At 30.1% G+C, this 19,711-nt stretch carries 24 protein-coding genes and 1 tRNA gene; 15 read left to right on the forward strand and 10 right to left on the reverse strand.

The features are described from left to right. Nucleotides 1–121: 121 nt before the first annotated feature. Nucleotides 122–194 (forward strand) — tRNA-Lys (locus B2217_RS08045). Between the two features lie 53 nt (nt 195–247). On the opposite strand, the gene B2217_RS08050 is transcribed toward B2217_RS08045, so the two are convergent. Together B2217_RS08050 and B2217_RS08055 are read right to left on the reverse strand one after the other, a co-directional pair. Continuing rightward, nucleotides 248–961, reverse strand: coding sequence for a LytR/AlgR family response regulator transcription factor (locus tag B2217_RS08050; RefSeq protein ID WP_180904951.1), 714 nt, complete (start codon nt 959–961; stop codon nt 248–250). Next, entirely contained in the window at nt 958–2,037 is a 1,080-nt protein-coding gene (locus B2217_RS08055) for a sensor histidine kinase (RefSeq protein WP_180904950.1), read from the reverse strand. Before B2217_RS08055 ends, B2217_RS08050 begins: the two co-directional genes overlap by 4 nt. Before the next feature lie 199 nt (nt 2,038–2,236). Here B2217_RS08055 and B2217_RS08060 point away from each other — a divergent pair, with 199 nt between their 5' ends. From B2217_RS08060 to typA, 3 genes are all read left to right on the forward strand, one after another. After that, nucleotides 2,237–2,641 (forward strand): hypothetical protein, encoded by a 405-nt coding sequence (locus B2217_RS08060; protein WP_038334505.1) that lies wholly within the window; start codon nt 2,237–2,239, stop codon nt 2,639–2,641. 6 nt (nt 2,642–2,647) lie between these two features. Beyond that, entirely contained in the window at nt 2,648–3,619 is a 972-nt protein-coding gene (locus B2217_RS08065) for a hypothetical protein (protein WP_038334506.1), read from the forward strand. 93 nt (nt 3,620–3,712) lie between these two features. Then, nucleotides 3,713–5,515, forward strand: a complete 1,803-nt coding sequence (gene typA / locus B2217_RS08070; protein WP_180904949.1) for a translational GTPase TypA — start codon at nt 3,713–3,715, stop codon at nt 5,513–5,515. A gap of 56 nt (nt 5,516–5,571) precedes the next feature. On the opposite strand, the gene B2217_RS08075 is transcribed toward typA, so the two are convergent. The 3 genes from B2217_RS08075 to B2217_RS08085 all read right to left on the reverse strand — a co-directional run bounded on the left by B2217_RS08075 (nt 5,572) and on the right by B2217_RS08085 (nt 8,677). Continuing rightward, on the reverse strand, nt 5,572–5,892 hold the full coding sequence (locus tag B2217_RS08075; protein ID WP_180904948.1) for a hypothetical protein: 321 nt from the start codon (nt 5,890–5,892) through the stop codon (nt 5,572–5,574). Continuing rightward, nucleotides 5,892–8,186 carry a choice-of-anchor L domain-containing protein gene (locus tag B2217_RS08080; protein WP_180904947.1) on the reverse strand — a complete coding sequence of 765 codons (2,295 nt, stop codon included), beginning with the start codon at nt 8,184–8,186 and terminating at the stop codon, nt 5,892–5,894. Before B2217_RS08080 ends, B2217_RS08075 begins: the two co-directional genes overlap by 1 nt. Before the next feature lie 92 nt (nt 8,187–8,278). Next, nucleotides 8,279–8,677: a hypothetical protein gene (locus B2217_RS08085; protein WP_038334509.1), complete on the reverse strand. Its 399-nt coding sequence runs from the start codon at nt 8,675–8,677 to the stop codon at nt 8,279–8,281. A gap of 41 nt (nt 8,678–8,718) precedes the next feature. On the opposite strand from B2217_RS08085, the gene B2217_RS08090 reads away from it, so the two are divergent. The 5 genes from B2217_RS08090 (at nt 8,719) to B2217_RS08110 (ending at nt 11,283) form a co-directional block, all read left to right on the forward strand. Then, the gene (locus B2217_RS08090; RefSeq protein WP_115001370.1) at nt 8,719–9,315 is read left to right on the forward strand and encodes an NUDIX hydrolase; all 597 of its coding nucleotides are present in this window, start codon (nt 8,719–8,721) and stop codon (nt 9,313–9,315) included. A gap of 11 nt (nt 9,316–9,326) precedes the next feature. Beyond that, complete coding sequence (locus tag B2217_RS08095) at nt 9,327–9,893, forward strand: DUF4920 domain-containing protein (RefSeq protein WP_115001368.1); 567 nt, start codon at nt 9,327–9,329, stop codon at nt 9,891–9,893. A 75-nt stretch (nt 9,894–9,968) separates the two neighbouring features. Beyond that, the gene (locus B2217_RS08100; RefSeq protein WP_038334512.1) at nt 9,969–10,397 is read left to right on the forward strand and encodes a hypothetical protein; all 429 of its coding nucleotides are present in this window, start codon (nt 9,969–9,971) and stop codon (nt 10,395–10,397) included. A gap of 53 nt (nt 10,398–10,450) precedes the next feature. Continuing rightward, nucleotides 10,451–10,792, forward strand: a complete 342-nt coding sequence (locus tag B2217_RS08105) for a hypothetical protein (protein WP_115001366.1) — start codon at nt 10,451–10,453, stop codon at nt 10,790–10,792. Between the two features lie 107 nt (nt 10,793–10,899). Then, on the forward strand, nt 10,900–11,283 hold the full coding sequence (locus B2217_RS08110; RefSeq protein WP_115001364.1) for a hypothetical protein: 384 nt from the start codon (nt 10,900–10,902) through the stop codon (nt 11,281–11,283). Nucleotides 11,284–11,332: 49 nt separating this feature from the next. Here the strand turns inward: B2217_RS08110 and B2217_RS08115 are convergent, their stop codons facing one another. Together B2217_RS08115 and B2217_RS08120 are read right to left on the reverse strand one after the other, a co-directional pair. Then, entirely contained in the window at nt 11,333–11,935 is a 603-nt protein-coding gene (locus B2217_RS08115) for a hypothetical protein (protein ID WP_180904946.1), read from the reverse strand. A 4-nt stretch (nt 11,936–11,939) separates the two neighbouring features. Then, complete coding sequence (locus tag B2217_RS08120) at nt 11,940–13,166, reverse strand: exo-beta-N-acetylmuramidase NamZ family protein (RefSeq protein WP_244957957.1); 1,227 nt, start codon at nt 13,164–13,166, stop codon at nt 11,940–11,942. A 74-nt stretch (nt 13,167–13,240) separates the two neighbouring features. On the opposite strand from B2217_RS08120, the gene B2217_RS08125 reads away from it, so the two are divergent. The 4 genes from B2217_RS08125 (at nt 13,241) to B2217_RS08140 (ending at nt 17,560) form a co-directional block, all read left to right on the forward strand. After that, nucleotides 13,241–14,470, forward strand: coding sequence for an ABC transporter permease (locus B2217_RS08125; RefSeq protein WP_180904944.1), 1,230 nt, complete (start codon nt 13,241–13,243; stop codon nt 14,468–14,470). A gap of 33 nt (nt 14,471–14,503) precedes the next feature. Next, entirely contained in the window at nt 14,504–15,865 is a 1,362-nt protein-coding gene (locus tag B2217_RS08130) for a pyridoxal-phosphate dependent enzyme (RefSeq protein WP_115001359.1), read from the forward strand. Nucleotides 15,866–15,895: 30 nt separating this feature from the next. Then, nucleotides 15,896–16,624 (forward strand): LPS export ABC transporter ATP-binding protein, encoded by a 729-nt coding sequence (lptB, locus tag B2217_RS08135; RefSeq protein WP_125348857.1) that lies wholly within the window; start codon nt 15,896–15,898, stop codon nt 16,622–16,624. Between the two features lie 234 nt (nt 16,625–16,858). Next, nucleotides 16,859–17,560, forward strand: coding sequence for a polysaccharide deacetylase family protein (locus B2217_RS08140; protein ID WP_291122303.1), 702 nt, complete (start codon nt 16,859–16,861; stop codon nt 17,558–17,560). A gap of 31 nt (nt 17,561–17,591) precedes the next feature. Here B2217_RS08140 and B2217_RS08145 read toward each other — a convergent pair whose 3' ends face one another. Both B2217_RS08145 and B2217_RS08150 read right to left on the reverse strand, forming a co-directional pair. Further along, nucleotides 17,592–17,831: a hypothetical protein gene (locus B2217_RS08145; protein WP_038334521.1), complete on the reverse strand. Its 240-nt coding sequence runs from the start codon at nt 17,829–17,831 to the stop codon at nt 17,592–17,594. Between the two features lie 127 nt (nt 17,832–17,958). Further along, nucleotides 17,959–18,477 (reverse strand): nucleoside 2-deoxyribosyltransferase domain-containing protein, encoded by a 519-nt coding sequence (locus B2217_RS08150; RefSeq protein ID WP_291122280.1) that lies wholly within the window; start codon nt 18,475–18,477, stop codon nt 17,959–17,961. A gap of 148 nt (nt 18,478–18,625) precedes the next feature. Between B2217_RS08150 and B2217_RS08155 the strand changes: the two genes are divergently transcribed. Continuing rightward, nucleotides 18,626–19,219: a hypothetical protein gene (locus B2217_RS08155; protein ID WP_180904941.1), complete on the forward strand. Its 594-nt coding sequence runs from the start codon at nt 18,626–18,628 to the stop codon at nt 19,217–19,219. 46 nt (nt 19,220–19,265) lie between these two features. Here B2217_RS08155 and B2217_RS08160 read toward each other — a convergent pair whose 3' ends face one another. Beyond that, the gene (locus B2217_RS08160; RefSeq protein ID WP_180904940.1) at nt 19,266–19,400 is read right to left on the reverse strand and encodes a 30S ribosomal protein THX; all 135 of its coding nucleotides are present in this window, start codon (nt 19,398–19,400) and stop codon (nt 19,266–19,268) included. A gap of 153 nt (nt 19,401–19,553) precedes the next feature. On the opposite strand from B2217_RS08160, the gene B2217_RS08165 reads away from it, so the two are divergent. Continuing rightward, complete coding sequence (locus tag B2217_RS08165; RefSeq protein ID WP_180904939.1) at nt 19,554–19,709, forward strand: hypothetical protein; 156 nt, start codon at nt 19,554–19,556, stop codon at nt 19,707–19,709. The last annotated feature ends 2 nt before the right edge of the window (nt 19,710–19,711 follow it).

Below are 19,711 nucleotides of genomic sequence, written 5' to 3' on the forward strand. Positions count from 1 at the left end.
CTGGTAGCTCAGTTGGTAGAGCACAACACTTTTAATGTTGGGGTCCTGGGTTCGAGCCCCAGCCAGGTCACAAACTTCATGTTATTAAGAAGTATAAAAACTATAACACTCCAAATACGGAGACCTGGTAGCTCAGTTGGTAGAGCACAACACTTTTAATGTTGGGGTCCTGGGTTCGAGCCCCAGCCAGGTCACAAAGCCAAACAGAAATGTTTGGCTTTTTTTATTTACACTACTTTCTTTTAATCTAATTTCCTTTTGAGTATTTCAGCATGAATTCTGATCGATAGGTCTCTCCTATTGGAATTTCAAACTCGTTCATATAAATGGTATGATTATCAAATGAATTAATATGTTTTGAATTTATGATATATGATTTACTAACGCGTATAAAAAATTCTGAATCTATTTTCTGGTGAATCGTTTTTAAATTCATTGCTGTAATTAACTTCTGTGTCGTTGTATAAAGCACTACATAATCTTTCAAACCTTCTATGAACAAGATTTCAGAAAAACTTATTTTATATTGTTTTCTATCGGCTTTTATAAATAAAAAATTATCATCATTCTCTTCAACAGTATTTTCTTCAACCTTTTTATTAGAAAGGAAATTATAAAAAAACGTTGCCTTATTTATCGCTTTTTCTAAACGCTTTTTATCAATTGGCTTTAACAAATAATCGATAGCATCTAATTCATAACTATCTATTGCGTATCTTGAATAAGCAGTTGTAAAAATTATTAAAGTATTTTTAGGTACACTTTGCGCAAACTCTATCCCATTAATTAATGGCATTTCTATGTCAAGAAATATAACATCTGGTTGTATTGTACTTAAAAACTTTAAAGCTAAAGCTGCATTCGGAAACTTACCTAGAATTTCTAATTCAGAAACTTCGTTTATTAATAACTCCATTTCTTCTCTTGCCAAAGGCTCATCATCAATTATAATACAATTCATATTGGAATTATTAAGTTAACAACATATTCATCTTTTGTAGATTCTATATTTAAAGTATACATTTTTCCGTACAAAAGTTCTAATCTTCTTGTAATATTTGGAAGCCCTAAACCTTTAAATTTATTATTAGGAATGATGTAATTAGGATCTAAAGAATTTAAACAAACAAAGTGTAAATGATTATCAATAATCGAAACTTTTACCTTTATATAAATTGCTTCTCCATTTAAATTAACACTATGCTTTATAGCATTTTCTACAAATGTTGTAAATAAATTGGGCGGGATGTATGTAGAATTCAATTCACTTTTATTCGCTTCTGTCTCTATAACTACATTTAAATTTTCTTGACGAATTTTCTCTAAATCTAAAAAATTAGCTAAAAATTTCAACTCCGAAGAAACAGGTGTTTTTTCTTCATTATTTTCATATAATTGATATCTTAAAAAATCTGAAAGTTTCATAATAACGTCTGTCGCTACTTCAGGATCTTTTCTAATTAATGCTTTTACATTATTCAACATATTGAATAAAAAATGTGGGTTGATTTGATTTTTTAATTCATTTATCTCCATTGAAAATGTCAAATTTTTCAGTTCAGATATTTGTCTATTATCTTCAATCCATTTCTGAAAAAGTTTTAAGGTAGTTGTCATCATAATAATTGGCACAACAACTATAAGCCCTTCATAACTTCTCCTTATGTTTTCACCAAAATGTCTAGGATTAGCTATTCTATATTTTTCAAAAAACACATCTAATGATTGACCAATAATATTTATCCCCACATAAACTAAAATTGTTAATAACAATAGATATAAAATATAGTAACCTTTAAAAAAAAACTTTGGAACCAATATATAAATATTGATGTATGTTTTTAATACAAATACTACAAATAGTAAAAGAATAACATAATATCTATATACACCATAATAATTAGATGCAAACGTAGAACTATATATCACTAATAAAAATCCAACTATAAAAAGTAAATGACGAGAAAATCTAAACTTTTTATCTACTAGAAAATTTATGATTTTTTGATTTTTTGATTGAGGTAACAATGAATTCATTTTTATAAAAATCTTATCTATAACAAAGGTAATTGATTAATCTATTCCATTATTAAAGTTTATACGAACCAACGTTTTTATTATACTTCTTCTTTTTTTTTCTGGTTGGTATAAAAAAATCTAGTGTTGGTATAAAAAACGATCAAAACTATTTTTTTATACTTTTCTTAGCTATTCAATTTACAAAACATGAAATACTATGAGTGTGAAAAATTTTAATTTTTGGGTAAATAAGTTAAATCTTCTAAATTTTTCTGCAACAGAAAAAGAAGATAAAATTATTCAAATAACAGATTTAAATCGTTTTATACAATGCTACGATCCGACATTAGAAATTGTAGATTGTATACATCATGATTTTTGTATTATTGAGAAGAATGAACATATTAAAGAAGTAAAGTTAATGGATATTTCTAATCTTAAAAATAACGAAACAATTTCTATAAATAGAAACAAAGAATCTTGGTTTGTTCTTGTAAATGACAAATTAGACACAACCTTAAAATCAATTTTAAAAACAATAGAAGAACACAATATCAGTAAGATTTATGATAAGGTATTTGTCTTCAATTTTTTCCAATCGAGTATTCACGAAATCAAATAAAAATTAATGCATTCAATACAACAAAAAGCAATTACAAGCTTATTGCTTTTACTTTCAACTTTGTCATTCGCTCAAAAAAAAGATAGTATTCAAAAAAGAGCTGTCGTTTTTGTTGCAGATAAATTCCCCTCTACCCGTGTTCTTAATGTAGAATATACAAATCTTACACCTTATAAATTTTCTCAAAAGTTAGAAGATAGCAACTTTAATTTACCCGAAAGTAAAGTGAAAAACTTTCAACAAATAAAGGCAAATGCGAATTTATATTTTTTCAAAAAAGAAAAATGGACGATATCTACAGCACTTAATTATAAGTACACGACAGCAAATATAGATAACCTTAGTTCTACTATGAATGAAACGAAACAAAACTTTCATTATCATTCGGAAGCTGTAACTGCAAGTCATATTTCTAAACTATGGAAAAAAACAGCAATTTATTCAGCTACTCTATCAGTTGATGGTAACGAAAATAGTTTTGAAAGATTCCGTGGTTTACTAACAGGTAGTATAATGATTACAGCAAACGAAAGAACCAAATTACTTTTAGGTTTAGCTGTAATTATAGACCCTAGTTCGCAAGTACCTACATTCCCCATTATTTCTTATGAGCATAAATTTAAAAATGGTTGGATAGCCGATATCATACTTCCAAAAAGAGTAATGATGAAAAAAAATGTATTTAATAATGGTCGATTTTCTCTTGGTAGTGAAATGGATGTTACATCATTCTATTTTAACCAATCGAATAAAACATTTGAATTTAGACAAACAGAAATTAATAGTGGTGTAATGTATGAACATAGAATTGGTGATTTTATTGGTACTGTAAAAACAGGACTACGTAGCATTCCTACTGGAAGAATCTTTGAAAAAAATGAATCTTTTAATGACTATATATACGAGTATAAACCAAAATCATCTTTCTATTTCAACTTTGGTATATCATACAACCCATTTGGTAATAAAAAACGATAAATAACATACGTTTGTTGCGATTTCATTAAATTAAATAAAATCTATAGTAATTAAAAATAATTTATCGTAAATTCGCACCCATAAATTTCAAGGATGCAAAACATTAGAAATATTGCGATTATCGCACACGTTGACCACGGTAAAACTACTTTGGTTGATAAAATTCTTCACTCAACAAACGTTTTCAGAGAAAACCAAGATTCAGGTGAATTAATCATGGATAACAATGATATCGAACGCGAAAGAGGGATTACGATCTTCTCTAAAAATGCTTCGGTAGAGTATAAAGGTGTAAAAATCAATGTTATCGACACTCCTGGCCACGCCGATTTTGGTGGTGAAGTTGAGCGTGTGTTGAAAATGGCTGATGGTGTTATCTTATTAGTAGATGCTTTTGAGGGACCAATGCCTCAAACTCGTTTCGTATTAGGAAAAGCATTAGAATTAGGTTTAAAACCTTTAGTAGTAATTAACAAAGTTGATAAAGAAAACTGTCGTCCTGACGAAGTTTACGATAAAGTATTCGAATTATTCTTCAACTTAGATGCTACTGAAGATCAATTAGACTTCCCTGCATTCTACGGATCATCTAAACAAGGATGGTTTAATACAGAGAACGTTCGTACAGAAGATATCTTACCTTTAATGGATGGTATTTTAGAGCACGTTCCTGCTCCAGAAGCTAAAGAAGGTGACTTACAAATGCAAATTACATCTTTAGATTATTCTAAATTCTTAGGACGTATTGCTGTTGGTAAAGTAACTCGTGGAGAAGTAAAAGAAGGTGACTGGATTGCTTTAACAAAGCCAGACGGTTCTTTCAAAAAACACAAAGTAAAAGAATTATATACTTTTACAGGTTTAGGAAAAGTAAGAGCTACAGAAGTAAAAGCTGGTGATATTTGTGCTGTTGTTGGTATTGACGGTTTCCAAATTGGAGATACTATCGCAGATCCTGAAAATCCAGAAGCTTTACCTGTAATGCATATCGACGAACCTACTATGAACATGTCTTTCGGAATTAACAACTCTCCATTCTTTGGTAAAGATGGTAAATTTGTTACTTCTCGTCACTTAGTAGATCGTTTAACAGACGAGTTAGAGCGTAACTTAGCTTTACGTGTTGAACCAACTGAAGATTCTAATACACAATTAGTTTACGGACGTGGTATCATGCACTTATCTGTATTAATTGAAACAATGCGTCGTGAAGGATATGAGTTAACTGTTGGGCAACCACAAGTTATTTTCAAAGAAATTGACGGTGTAAAATGTGAGCCATACGAAACATTAGTAATTGATGTTCCTGATGATTACTCTTCTAAAGCTATTGACTTAGTTACACAACGTAAAGGAGATTTATTAGTTATGGAAGCTAAGGAAGGTATGCAACACTTAGAGTTTGAAATTCCATCTCGTGGATTAATTGGTTTACGTTCTTTAATGTTAACTTCTACTGCAGGTGAGGCTGTAATGGCACACAACTTCTTAGAGTACAAACCTTTTAAAGGTGCTATTGCTGGACGTTCTGCTGGTGTAATTATCTCTAAAGATCAAGGTACATCTACTCCTTACTCTATTGATAAATTACAAGATCGTGGAAAATTCTTTGTTGCTCCAGGAGAAGAAGTTTACGAAGGAATGATTATTGGAGAGCACTCTCGTAATAATGATTTAGTTGTAAACGTAGTTGAGGCTAAAAAATTAAACAATATCCGTGCAGCTGGTAAAGATGATTCATCTTCTATTGCTCCAAAAATAGAAATGACTTTAGAAGAATGTATGGAATACATCCAAGGTGATGAATGTATCGAGGTAACTCCAAATTTCATCCGTTTACGTAAAATTCACTTAAAAGAAGTAGATCGTAAACGCTTCGAAAAATCAATGAGCTAATCATTTGAAATTATATATCACAATAAAACCAGAAGTTAATCTTCTGGTTTTTTGTTTTAAATAGATTCGATTTTATTTTTAAGCGCTTCAATTGCGAAATTTAATTCATCTTTAGAAGCGTTATATTCTACTATTTCACCTTTAATTTTGAATCTTGAAACATTAAAACCTTCTTCAATATCATTGTACCAAATCAAATAATTTTCGTATACAGCAACTACCCAAAAATTATCCTCAATAACATCATCACATTTCCATATTTCAGGAGAAATTTTAATTTGATTCCAAAATAATAAAGTTTTGTCCTCCATATTTTGTTCAGAAAAATAAATTTCGAGCATCAAATCCTTTTTAGGAAAATTTATCCAATTATTCATTAATAAGTACTTTTTAATAAAATCCAATCTTCAAATTTTTGAGTTTGAGTTGAATTTGGTTCAGTCCATTCGATAATATACCAATAACTATCGGAAGGTAGCGCTTTTCCATTCAGTTTTCCATCCCATGTATAATTGTTTGCTTCCGAACCAGTAAATAATAATTTTCCTTTTCGATTATAAATGATAAATTTCGGATTGATTTTACTTTTTAATTGCGAATAATCCAACACATCATTTTTACCATCACCATTTGGAGAAATAAAATTGATTAGTTTAATCAGCGAAAATTCTTTCGAAATAGGCGAACAATTAGCTGCAGATTTCACAGAAATTGTATGAGTTCCTAAAGTTACGTTTGTGAAGATATTGGAAGATTGAAAAGTGCCGTTATCCAATGAATACAGATATGGAAGCGTAGATCCAGTGACTTTTATGGTCACCGTAGAACCTTGAATTTCGATAGATTGAATAGTTGGATCTTCGGCTTCAATAACTTTTACTTCTTGGGTATAAAAACAACCATTTAATCCTAATTTTACATAATAAGTTCCAACAGAAACATTTGTAATAGATTGATTTTTATTACCATTATGCAACCATTCGTAAGTGTCAAATCCTGTACTTGCATCCAAAGTAGTCGTTGTTCCTTTGCAAATTGTAACATCTTTTAAGGTTGATGATTTTCCAGATTGTTTGAAAATAAAATGAATTGGAGCAACATTTTCGCATAAACCATTTTGTTTAAATCTTACCCAAAATGTTTGATCTGAATTTATTATTTGTGTCGCGCTGATTGCATTTCGACTATTTTTTGCATCAGCTTCGCTTAAATAATAAGTTGGAGATCCGTATATATTCGTAATCAAGTCATCAATATAATCGGATAAAACAATTTCTTCATCGTTACTTAAATCCTCGTCACAAATTTCTATTGGAGGAATTATGTTTGCAATACTTAGATTATTTAATGTAAAAGTAATTTTTTTTATAACTGGATCACAAGTCCCGATTTGAACACGAATCCAAACTTCTTTAGATGTCTGAATTCCATTTAGTTCAAAATTCGTTATTCCTGCAGAAATATTATCTTTAGCATCTTGTTCGGTATCAAAATATTTCACTTGATGAGCAGAATAATAATCTTCTACAATTCGATCAGTATATTCGTCTAAATTTATTTGTGTTTTTCCATCTAAATCATCATCACAAATAGAAAAACGATCTTGATAAATTTGCGGTTCTTCTTGTACAGAAACATTAATATGACCTTTCAAAGAACAACCAGTATTCAATGTGATTTCTACTTCGTAATAACCTGTTTCATTTACCACTAATGTTGCATTTGTTTCACCACTAATTTCCACACCATCTTTGTACCATTTATAAGCTGTAGCATTTGTAGTTGTCGCATCTATTGTTTCAGATTTTCCAGGACATAATACAACATCAGAACCTAAACTTTTTGATCCTATAAAACTTCCAGCTTTCAAGAAAACAGCAGAATCATAAAGGCCATAACTATCTCCATGGTCAGCAATTACCAATTTTATGTGGTATTTTACGCCTGCTACAATTTGTGCATTTGCTTTCAAAACTTTTGTTTGTCCATTGAAATTTGTTGGACTATTCCTAGAATTAAACCCTCCAAAATATTCTTGGAAACTTTTACATCTATCTGCTCCATTAATTGTTTTAGTTGTTACAGGAATAGTTGTATTTGGAATTAATGCAATGTTTTGATAAGGTTCAGAATTATCTGCTTTTTTGATTAAGAAGGCAAAAGCATCAGAATAATCACAATTATCAATTCGATATTCTTCTGAAAGAAACATGTACTCGAAACTAATTTGATCTGTTGTAAGGTTTGATACAAAATCAAATTCGAGAGATGTAGCATTTAAAATTTTGTCATGAGGTAAATTAGATTGTATCAAAATATCAATTAAGTCTTGATCTCCTCCCCAATTAATTCCATAAAAACTTTGTAAAGTAGCATTTGGACCTTCAGCAGCTTTTGCTTTTCCAGTAGATAAAATAATTCCTTCGGAAAGATCAAAATTACTAGTTCCTTTTGTAAAATAACCATAGCTTATTTCATCATAAGATCTATTGTATCCAGAAATATTAATATTAGAAATAGTAATACAACCTGTGTTTGTTCCAATAAATTTATCAATTAATTCTTCTTTCGATAAAGATGTATCTACCAGAATATATTGACCAAATAAAAAACTATTTAGTGTAAAAGTAAAAAAGAGTAGGAGAATTATTTTTGAATAAAAGTGTTTCATAAAAAATAATTTAGATAAAAAAACTGCTAAATAACTTTAAAATATAAAGTTTATTTAACAGTTTTAGGAATTTTATTTATCGAAAAATAGTCTTAGCCTATTTTTCCTAAATTTTCTGCAATAGTTTCAATGAAAGATGTCAATGGTTTTTTTGCCATCATTTCGATCATCATATTGAAATTTCCATCAAAATCTAATGTAACATCAGACGAATTTTCATCAACTGCATCAATAGAAATTGTCAAAGTATATTCAAAAGCAGGTGCAGGAGATTCGAAAACAATTTTCGATGGCTCAACTGTCTCTTTCAAACGCATTCCAACCTTTGGTAAAGCGCCAACACCAACTGTAAAACCTTTTCCAGATTCGTGAATTTCAAACGATTTTGTGTCCTCTGGCATCAATTGCTCATAATTCTTCATATCCAACAAAAAAGTGTATGCTTCTTGTTGATTTTTTGCAAAACGGACTTTATTTGTATTTACCTTCATATCCTTGTGAGTTTTTTATAAATTTGTAACAAATCGTTCAAATGTACAAAGTTTTTTTTAATGAAAGTTTGTTAACTTTCAGCAACCAACCTAATCCAGAAGCAAAAAATATTTTGTTTCAAAATGAAGCTCAATTTGATGAATCTTTTCATTTATTATCATCAAAAACGGCAACTTTAGTCAATATTTTTAGTGAAGATATTGATGATGTTTGGACGAAATTCTTAAAATATTACAAGCATATACAAGCAGCGGGTGGAATTGTTCGTAATCCGCAAGACGATTATTTGTTCATTTTCAGACTTGGGAAATGGGATTTGCCAAAAGGTAAAATGGAGAAAGGGGAATCGAGAGAAGAATCTGCAATTCGCGAAATTGAAGAAGAATGTAGTTTGACAAATTTAGAGTTGAAACGATTTTTGATGCCTACTTTTCACATTTATTTTTTGAGAGAATATATTATCAAAGAAACATTTTGGTTCGAAGTTTTTTATGACGGTGTTGAATTGCCTTTGCCACAAACTGAGGAAGGAATTGAATCGGTTGAATGGAAAAAAGAGAATGAAATTCCTGAGTTATTAGAAAATTCTTATCCAAATATTAAATTATTGATGGATAATTATTTAAATTTGAACTAAATAAAATTAATATGAAAAAATATATATTAACTTTTTGTGCCTTAACATCTTTTGCTTTGACAACTAATGCTCAAACGAAAAAAGATACCAAGGTTAAAACTGAAAAAGCTTCTAAATCTCAATCAAAAATTTTAGATAACGGAACGGCAAAAATAGACGATTTATATGCGTATCAAGTGTATGGAGAATCGTTTGATATCAAAAATACATTAACAAAAAACGAACTTGGAAAGTTATACGATAACATGAAAAGTGGTGATTCTTTGGAAAATGTTCAGTTTGTTTCGACGATAGAATCTGTTTGCAAAAAGAAAGGTTGTTGGATAAAAGTTGATCTTGGAAAAGGCGAAGAACAGTCGTTTGTGCGTTTCAAAGATTATGGTTTTTTTATGCCTTTAGATGGTGAAAAAGCGAATGTTGTCGTGCACGGAAAAGCTTTTGTTAGTGAAATTTCTGTTGAGAAATTGCGCCATTATGCAGAAGATGCAGGACAATCGAAAGAAGAAATTGCGAAAATTACAAAACCTCAGTTGCAATATAATTTTGAGGCTGATGGAGTTTATTTAAAAGAAAACTAAGATTTTTAACTCAATAATTAATCAAAACCTTTCTATTTTTGGAAAGGTTTTTTTATGAAATCAATTCTATAAAATATGACAAACTTATTTCAAGCCAATCCAAATCAGTATTTTTCTTTGATAGGAAAATCGGTGAATGACGAATTATTTCAATCATTTCAAACTGAATTTGAATCTGATATTTCAGAGCAAAATATTCCTCAAGGAAAAATTGTATTGTACAAAGAAAAAGGTATTTCGGTGAAAATTGTTGATGAAATGATTGTTTCGATTAAGTTTTATCTTTCTCCAAATCCAATTTGTAAGGTTTATGAAGGTCAAAATATTTTTGATTTGAATCGAAATATTGATGAAACTCAAGTTCGTAAAAGTAATGATTATCAAAGAATTATTAATAATGATCCAAATCGTTTAGCAAATGATTATAGTCGTTTAAATTGTTTATTCTCTTTTGATTCGATGACAGGAGAATTCTTAACGATTGAAATATTAAACAAATTATAAGATGTTTTTCTGCTGAAAAATTTCATATATTTATCTTAAATAATAGACCTTAAATGAAAAAATATTTAAGCTTGTTCTTAATGTTATTAACGTTTGCAGTTTTTGCACAATTGAGAGCGAATAATACGGAGTCTTATTACTCGATGAAAGGAACTTTTAATTCGGATAAAAAAGAGATTATAAAGAAAACAATCGAGAAAGAATTTGGTGAAGGAATTTTGGAAGAATCTGGTTATATCTGGACTGGACGAGGAAGTTTTGAAATTATTTTGAATGATAATTCACTTAAAATGGAGATTCAAAAAAGTACAGATAATCAAGAAATTGTAGATAAAATTAAAAATCTTGGAGATAAAATTCTTGCGACAAAAAATATAAATAAATTTAATACTTAAAAACGAGCTACAATTATTTTGTAGCTCGTTTTGTGTTAACGCTTCGTTAACCGTTCATTAACCAATGCAAATTAATCTTTTTCAGAATTTTATAAAAAAATAAAAATATGAAAAAGACATTATTTATCGCAATAACTTTAATAGCTTTTGCTTGTAACGGACAAACAGCTAAATCACAATCAGTTAGCAAAAATTCAAGTTCAACAACTCATTCTAATGTTTCAGTTAGTGTGAGTGATAGCAACGAAGTATATTCATACTCAGCAATTTTTGATAAACCAAAGTCGGCAAATGCAATCAAAGAAATCGGAAAAGTATTTGGAAAACCAGTGACTGAAGGAAAAAATTACGTTTGGAGAGAAGGAGATTCCTTAGAAATAAAAGCAAGAGAAGGAAAAATTACAATTGAATTTGAAAAAGGTTCAACAAAATTATATGAAAAAGTAAAAGAATTAGGCGAATCTATTTCTGCTGTTGTAGGAGAAAAATAATCATTCTAAAACATATAAAACGGAAGTCAAATTTGGCTTCCGTTTTTAATTATTTTAATTCCCTATACTTAAAATCTTTTCCAAAAAAGTAATTCCATATTAAACTAATAAGAATGAAATTTGCTATTCCACGAATTGTTATAAATATCCCGAAATTACCAAAACGTTTGTATTTAATATGTGATAATTCTTCTTGATGATTAACTATATATTCGTACAAATAATAATCAAAAACTAACATTAAAAGGCTAAAAAGAACTAAAATGACATAATGAAAGAGCATAATGTCTTTAATTTTTTTTAGATTTTTATAGAATAATACAGCTCCAATAAAAGAAAAAAATACGCTTGAATGAAAAACAATTTCAGTTTTAGTATGAAGTTTTGGAACTTCATTATTCTCCTCAATGTCTTCAACTAAATTTGGTTCGAAAGAATTTTTCTTTTTTTCTTTTTCATGATAAATAATTTTAGATGAAATTAAATTTTTAATTCGAGTTGTTTCAATTTCAGAAAACTGAACATTTCGTTCATTTTTTAAAATTTCGAAAGCTATTTTTATTGCTTCAGGAACAAATCTAGAATCATCTTTGATATAAGAATTTAATTCATTTGTAGACAGCTTCTGAAGAACGCTTCTTTTAACTTGCATTAATTTAATCCTTATAAATCAAATATTTTGTTCTTATTTTCTTGAAAGCTTCCAAATCTTTTTGCCAAGTTGCTTTTATTTCTGCTTCTGATAAACCAGCTTCTATTTGTTTGCGCAATTCATCAGTTCCAGAAAGTTGATCAATCCACAATTTTTTACCATTCATCGCCCAAAAAGGTTGCTTCGTATTATTTTTATATGCATTGATTAACCATTTCAAATTGATGGCAGATTGATACGGAACATCCGATAAATCCTCTCCGTAACAAACTTCATCTTTGAATTTTGGACTTGTTGCACCAGGTTTTGAAGTTGGCGTATATTGAAAAGACATATTTTTTAGGAATGGTGAACCATAAACCTGAAACTGAATATCTGTTCCACGACCTTCGTTAACGTTTGTCCCTTCAAACAAACATGTACTTGGATATAAATTAATCGCGTGAGCATTTGGTAAATTAGGCGATGGTTTCACAGGTAAATTGTACTTGGACTGATGGGTATAATTGATAAGCGGAATAATTTCCAAGTCTGCTTTTATACTATTTGCTAACCAACCTTCACCGTTGATCATTTGCGCATATTCGCCAATCGTCATTCCATAAACAATCGGAACATTGTGCATTCCAACAAATGATTTATACTCGTTTTTCATCACAGGTCCGTCCACATAATGTCCGTTAGGATTTGGTCTGTCCAACACAATTACTTTCTTGCCATTTTCAGCCGCAGCTTCCAAAACATAATGCAAAGTAGAAATGTATGTGTAAAAACGTGCGCCAACATCTTGCATATCAAAAATCAAAACATCTACATCAGAAATCTGATTTGCTTTTGGTTTTTTATTATCACCATAAAGCGAAATAATTGGTAAGTTAGTTTTTGTATCAACACCAGATTTTACTTTTGTACCAGCATCAGCATCTCCTCGAAAACCGTGTTCTGGCGAATAAAGTTTAACCACATTGATTTTATGTTTTAGTAACAAATCAACTGTATGCATCGTTGTTCCATTAATGGTTGCAATTCCTGTTTGATTCGAGATTAATCCAACTTTTTTACCTTTTAATTTCGAAAGATAGTTAGCTGTATTTTCTGCTCCAACAAGAATAGTTGAATGATTATCTATTGTTTTTGATGTATTATTTTGAGCTAAAATTGGAGTAGAAAAGCCGAAAAAAATAACTGAACTAAGTAAACCAATTGATGTATATTTGACAAAGTTTTTCATTTCGTTTTGAATCATTTGAATTTAGGCGAATTTAAAGCCTAAAGTTAGTTTTAATCTTATAAAAAATATATAATTTGAGTTTTTCTTGGTGGTTTTCAAAAAAAATTGCGCTTGGTAAAAATACTAAAAATAACTTATCGAGTATTATTATTCGAGTAGGTCAAATTGCGGTAGCATTAGGGTTGATTGTTTCTTTGGTAACGATTTCGACTGGTGTTGGTGCAAGAAAGGCAATCAAAGAAAAGTTGGCCGATTTTAATGGTCATATTACGATTAGAAACTACAATAGTAATACGTCATTAAATTCTGATTCATTATCACTTCATCAAGCTTTTTATCCAAAGTTTAAATCGATTCCAGAAATAGAACATGTACAAGCAATTGCCAATAAAAGTGGTGTTATCCGAACGGATGAAAACTTTAGTGGGGTTGTGTTCAAAGGAGTTGGAACAGATTATGATTCGGTTCGTTTCGATAAATTTTTGGTAAAAGGACATTTTCCGCGAATCAATAAAGATTCGATAATGGATGAGGTTTTATTATCGAAAAAGATTGCGGATGAAATGAAATTGGATGTTGACAGTTCGTTTGTGATGTATTTTATTCAAGAAGATACAAAGCCTATTTATCGTCGATTTACCATTTCTGGATTATTCAAAACAGATATCAAAAACTTTGACGATCAAATTATGTTTGGTGATATCAAGCATGTGCAACGCCTTAATCGTTGGGATTCGACAACTGTTGGTGGTTTCGAACTATTTGTAAATGATGTCGAAAATATTGATCCAGTTGCAAAGCGTGTGCAAGAAAATATTCCATATAATTTGTATGCAGAATCAGCAACAGCATCTTTTGCTCAGATTAATGATTGGATTTCGATTTTCGACAAAAATATTGTCATTATTCTTTTTATCATGCTTTTTGTGGTGGTGATTAATATGGTGATGGTTTTATTGATATTAATTTTAGAACGAACACATTCAATCGGAATTTTAAAAGCATTTGGTGCGACAAATTGGCGAATCCGAAAATTATTCATCAATTACGCATTATTTATCATGTTACCAGGATTAATTGCTGGAAATGTAATTGGACTTGGATTATTATTCATTCAGAAATATTTCGGAATTATAAAACTTCCAGCAGAAAACTATTATTTATCAACAGCTCCAGTCTATTTAGACTTTGGCACAATTGTTTTATTAAATGCAGGAGCGTTATTAGTTTGTGCAATTGTATTACTTTTGCCTTCGTATATGATATCTAAAATTACACCTGCAAAAGCTATTAATTTTAGATAAAATTTAATGTTTTAATTTAAAAGTTAGAAAAAAATGAAATTCGCAAACAATATATTAGAAACGATTGGGAATACACCTTTGGTTAAAATTAATAAGATTACAAAGGATTTACCATGTACAGTTTTAGCAAAAGTTGAATATTTTAACCCTGGTCATTCTTGTAAAGATCGTATGGCGTTAAAAATGGTTGAAGATGCCGAAAAAGATGGTCGTTTAGTTCCAGGAGGTACAATTATCGAAGGTACTTCTGGTAACACAGGAATGGGATTGGCTTTGGCTGCTGTGATCAAAGGTTACAAATTAATTTGTGTGATTACAGACAAACAATCGAAAGAGAAAATGGATATTTTGCGCGCTGTTGGTGCAAAAGTTGTGGTTTGTCCTACGGATGTTGAGCCAGATGATCCACGTTCTTATTATTCAGTTTCTAAACGTTTGGCTCAAGAAACACCGAATGGTTGGTATGTCAATCAGTATGATAATCCATCAAATGCAATTGCGAATTATGAGCAAACTGGACCAGAAATTTGGGAACAAACAGAAGGAAAAGTAACGCATTTTATTGTTGGTGTTGGAACTGGAGGAACAATTTCAGGAGTTGGGAAATACTTGAAAGAAAAAAATCCTAATATTAAAATTTGGGGAGTTGATACGTATGGATCAGTTTTCAAAAAATATAAAGAAACAGGAATCTTCGACGAAAATGAAGTGTATTCTTATGTAACAGAAGGAATTGGTGAAGATATTTTACCAGAAAACGTAGATTTTGATATTATTGATGGATTTACAAAAGTGACTGATAAAGATGCAGCGGTTTATACGCGTCGTTTAGCTTTAGAAGAAGGTTTGTTTGTTGGAATGTCTTCGGGATCAGCGATCAAAGGATTGTTGCAAATGAAGGACGAATTCGGACCAGATGATGTTGTAGTAGTTTTATTCCACGATTCAGGTTCTCGTTATGTAGGAAAAATCTTTAACGATGATTGGATGCGTGACAGAGGATATTTGGACGAAGAAATCAAAACAGCTGTCGATTTAATCAAAGAACATGTTGATAAACCTTTGGTTACGGTTCGTACAGAGGAATTGGCTTCTCATGCAATTGATCGTATGCGTCGTTTCAAAATTTCTCAAATTCCAGTAATGGACGTGAATGGAATTGTTGGTTCTTTGGATGAATCAGATTTGTTTCAAGCATTTTTAGAAGATAGAAATGTTGCTGAAAAACCTGTTCACGAAATAATGGGAAAACCATATCCAGTCGTAAAAGCAGGAACATCTATCGAAGAAGTTTCGAAGTTAATTACAAAGGATAATCAAGCTGTTTTAATAGAATTAGAAAACGGAAAATATCATATCATCACAAAATATGATATTATTAACTCGATTAAATAACAAAAATCCTATCTTTGAAGCGATATGGGAATTGTATTAAAAGGTCAGAATTTAGTAAAAGATTACGGTAAAAAACATGTCGTAAAAAATGTGTCTTTTCAAGTAGAACAAGGAGAAATTATTGGATTATTAGGACCAAATGGTGCTGGTAAAACGACTTCTTTCTACATGATTGTTGGTTTGGTAAAGGCTACGCAAGGAAAAGTTTTTTTGGATAAACAAGATATCACAAACGATGCGATGTACAAACGCGCGCAAAAAGGTATTGGATATTTGGCGCAAGAAGCCTCTGTTTTTCGTAAACTTTCTGTAGAAGATAATATCAAATCAGTTTTACAATTCACGAAACATTCCAAAAAAGAGCAACAAATGCGCACAGATGCTTTGATTGAAGAGTTCTCGTTAGAGCATGTTCGTAAAAATCGTGGTGATTTACTTTCTGGAGGTGAGCGTCGTCGTTGCGAAATAGCACGTTGTTTGGCAACAGAACCTAATTTTATTTTATTAGATGAGCCTTTTGCTGGAGTTGACCCTATTGCGGTTGAGGATATTCAGAAAATTGTACGTTCGTTAAAAGATAAAAATATCGGAATCTTAATTACCGATCATAATGTATCGCAAACGCTTGCAATTACCGATAAAACATATATTATGTTCGAAGGTAAAATCTTGAAAGAAGGTTCGCCAGAAGAATTAGCAAATGATGAAGATGTTCGTCGCGTTTATCTAGGTGAAAACTTTATGTATCAGCAGATATAAATTACAATATAGTATTTTCTAAACCACTCAATTTTGAGTGGTTTTTTTTTAAAACTTCAAAATCATCTAAAATTAAAATTTGCTTAATTTTAAAAATTTCTGATTTTAATAGTTGCTTTTTCGATATATTTAACTACTAAAACTTACTGATAAAGAATGCTAAAACTCAACTATTATTTTGTTTGTCTGATTTCAATTTTTGTGTTGAATAGCTGTACACACGAATAAGATGCGATAAAAGAAACAAAAAAATCTACAAATAGAGGAGGAGTGGTGCTTACATTTGATGATGATTATGTGGACGAATGGTTCAATGCGAATTTAAAATTGAAACAATACAATTGGAAAGGAACGTTTTATGTAACGCATTTTGATAAGCTTTCGGAGAGTCAAATTCGTGAGTTAACTTATCTGCAACAAAACGGAAATGAGATTGCTGCGGATGGTTTAATTCATGTATATACAACAAAGTATATAAAAGAATTTGGAGGAAAAGAATTTATTGAAAAAGAAATCGCTCCAATGCTAAGTTTGATGAAAAACAAAGGACTTGATGTAACCGATTTTTCCTATCCTTATGGTGATCGAAGTGTAGAATCGGATCAATTACTTTTCAATCATTTTAAAACATTAAGAGGAACAACTTATGGAAACGAAGCGCCTAATTTTCAGAACTGTTATTATCAAAATAAACCGTTATTTTTTGGTTTAGGAATCGATAATAGTTACGCGCATTTTAGTGTGCCTTATTTTATTTCGTTGTTGCAATATGCAAAGGATAACAATAAGATAGTCGTTTTTTACGCGCATAAAACAGTTGCAAAAGCAACTAATAATTATGAAACTGAATTTAAAACCTTAGAAGAGATTTGCAAGTTTGTAAAGAACAATGATATGAAGTTTTATACGGTTAATGACTTACAAAAATTGAAATAAAAAAATGCTCAAATTCTTGAGCATTTTTCGTTTATTCTATAAAAAGTAAATCTCCTTTTTGATTAACTGCTTCTTTGAAATAAAGATAAACATCTTGTATATCAAAACGTCTAAAATTGATAGCGTTAGAAATATTTTGTTCAGGAAGTTGATAAATCATTTCAAAATTTAACATACTACCAAAACCAGAACTCTCGATTTTTTCGACCAAAATTCCTAAAGATTCTAATCGTTCAATCAACCGATTAATTTCCAAATCATTATGTTTCATAATCTCTAAAACTTACTATTAAAGTGGTTTCAAAGCTAAAACATAAATTTTTAAAATAAGATTTTGAGAAATAAAATTATATGTTAAACCTTTCAGGTTTCAACTTAATTCTCTCTTTTTTAATTAATTATTTTAGATTATTTTTTAAATAATCCAACACATTTTCTATCGAATCAAATTGTTTTACGCCATATTTTTCTGCCGTAATATCAACATTCCCTTTTCGCCAAAAACCATCTGGACAAATCACCAAAAGTTTTCCACTTTTTGCATACAATCCCATTTCCAACAAACTAATCGGACTTTTAGAATCTTTTCCAAAAAACATAATAATATAGTCTGCGTTTTCCAATGCATTCAATTCCCATTCCACTTGTTTGCGAAATTCGGGCTCTTCTTTCACAGGCTTCCAAGCGGTATTCCAATCATCACGACGAGGATTTAGCAAGATGACTTTTTCATTTCTCAATTCTTTTGAAACCTTCGCTTGCCAATCTTCAGAATTTCCCATATCAATCGTTCCTCCCAAAAATATCTTTGTACGTTGATCATTTTTAGGAAGTTCATTCGGTGATTTTATTTCAAGAGATTGAGCAAAAATTGTAGTATTCAATAATAGAAATAAGGCAAGTGAAATTGCTTTCATGTTGTTTTTGTTTCGGCAAAGATAATGAGGTTGTTGATTTTGTATTCAATGACTTTTGTTAGAATTGGCTCGAAATAAGGAATATTTAACACAGATTTTATACTTTTTGAATAGATTTGAGGTTGTTTAGTATAAATAATAATCATACATGAAAAAGTTATTACCTTTTTTTGCTGCTTTTGTAATCTTTTCTTGTCAAGAAGACGAAGTGACAACTCCAGTCAAAGAACAGCCTACGAATCCTCAACCAACGGAAACTGAAATTTTCAAATTCGATAAAAATGTTTCAATTTTAGATAAACATTATTACAAAGGACCAGACGGAAAAGATTATCCAGCTGAATCTGAAACTTTCTTTAAGAAAACGTGGACGCTGTACGAAGATCCTTCTGTCAAATCTATTGAATTGAAAAAAGATTCGATTATAATCAATGAAGAATTGAAAACGTCTAAATATAAATCAACTGTAGAGGAAAATAATCTGTATGTTGCAGATGGTACAAGAAAAGTATTGTTAGGTCGAATTGATAAAACAACAAATTCATTTTATTTGTTCAAACATTTTGAGTCTTATGCTGTTGTAGATACTGAAAATGGAGGTGCTGCTTCTGGTAAAAGTTCTTCTTTTGGAAAAATTACAAAAGACAATATTTTTCCAAGAATTATAGATAAGCCTGAAAGTTTAAAACAAGAAGGAGCTTATGTTTTTTGGAATAATGTTGAATATAAATTCATCAAATAATCAATAAAAAAGCTGAAAATCAATCGTGATTTTCAGCTTCAAAAAATTACTTTTTAGCTTTTTTGGCTGGTTTTTCTTCAACCACATCTTCTTCATAATAATACTTATGTCTCGGACGTTTTACTCCATAAGAGCCATTCACAATTTTTCCTCTTCTCGATTTTTTATCGCCTTTTCCCATTATAAATGTTTTAAAATTAATAAATTCGATTACTTTCTACCCAAGTTAATAATTTCAATTTAGTTGGACAAAAGTTTTACAATTCTTTATCATTTAATCTAACTTTGCGACATCATTTGGCGTGGAGAAAAATTAATTTTAAACCAAATAGAAATGAGTAGAAATACAGACGCAAATAAAAAAGCGCACAAGAAAAAGTTAGATCAAAAGAAGCGTAAAGCGCAAGAAGCTGAAGCTGAACGTAAAGCTCGATTGAAAGTAATTAATCAGCAATTTAACGATAAAAATAAACCAGAAACGGAAGAATAATG

It is taken from the genome of Empedobacter sp. UBA7620 (genome assembly GCF_002484185.1).
GTDB classification, from domain to species: Bacteria; Bacteroidota; Bacteroidia; order Flavobacteriales; family Weeksellaceae; genus Empedobacter; species Empedobacter falsenii_C.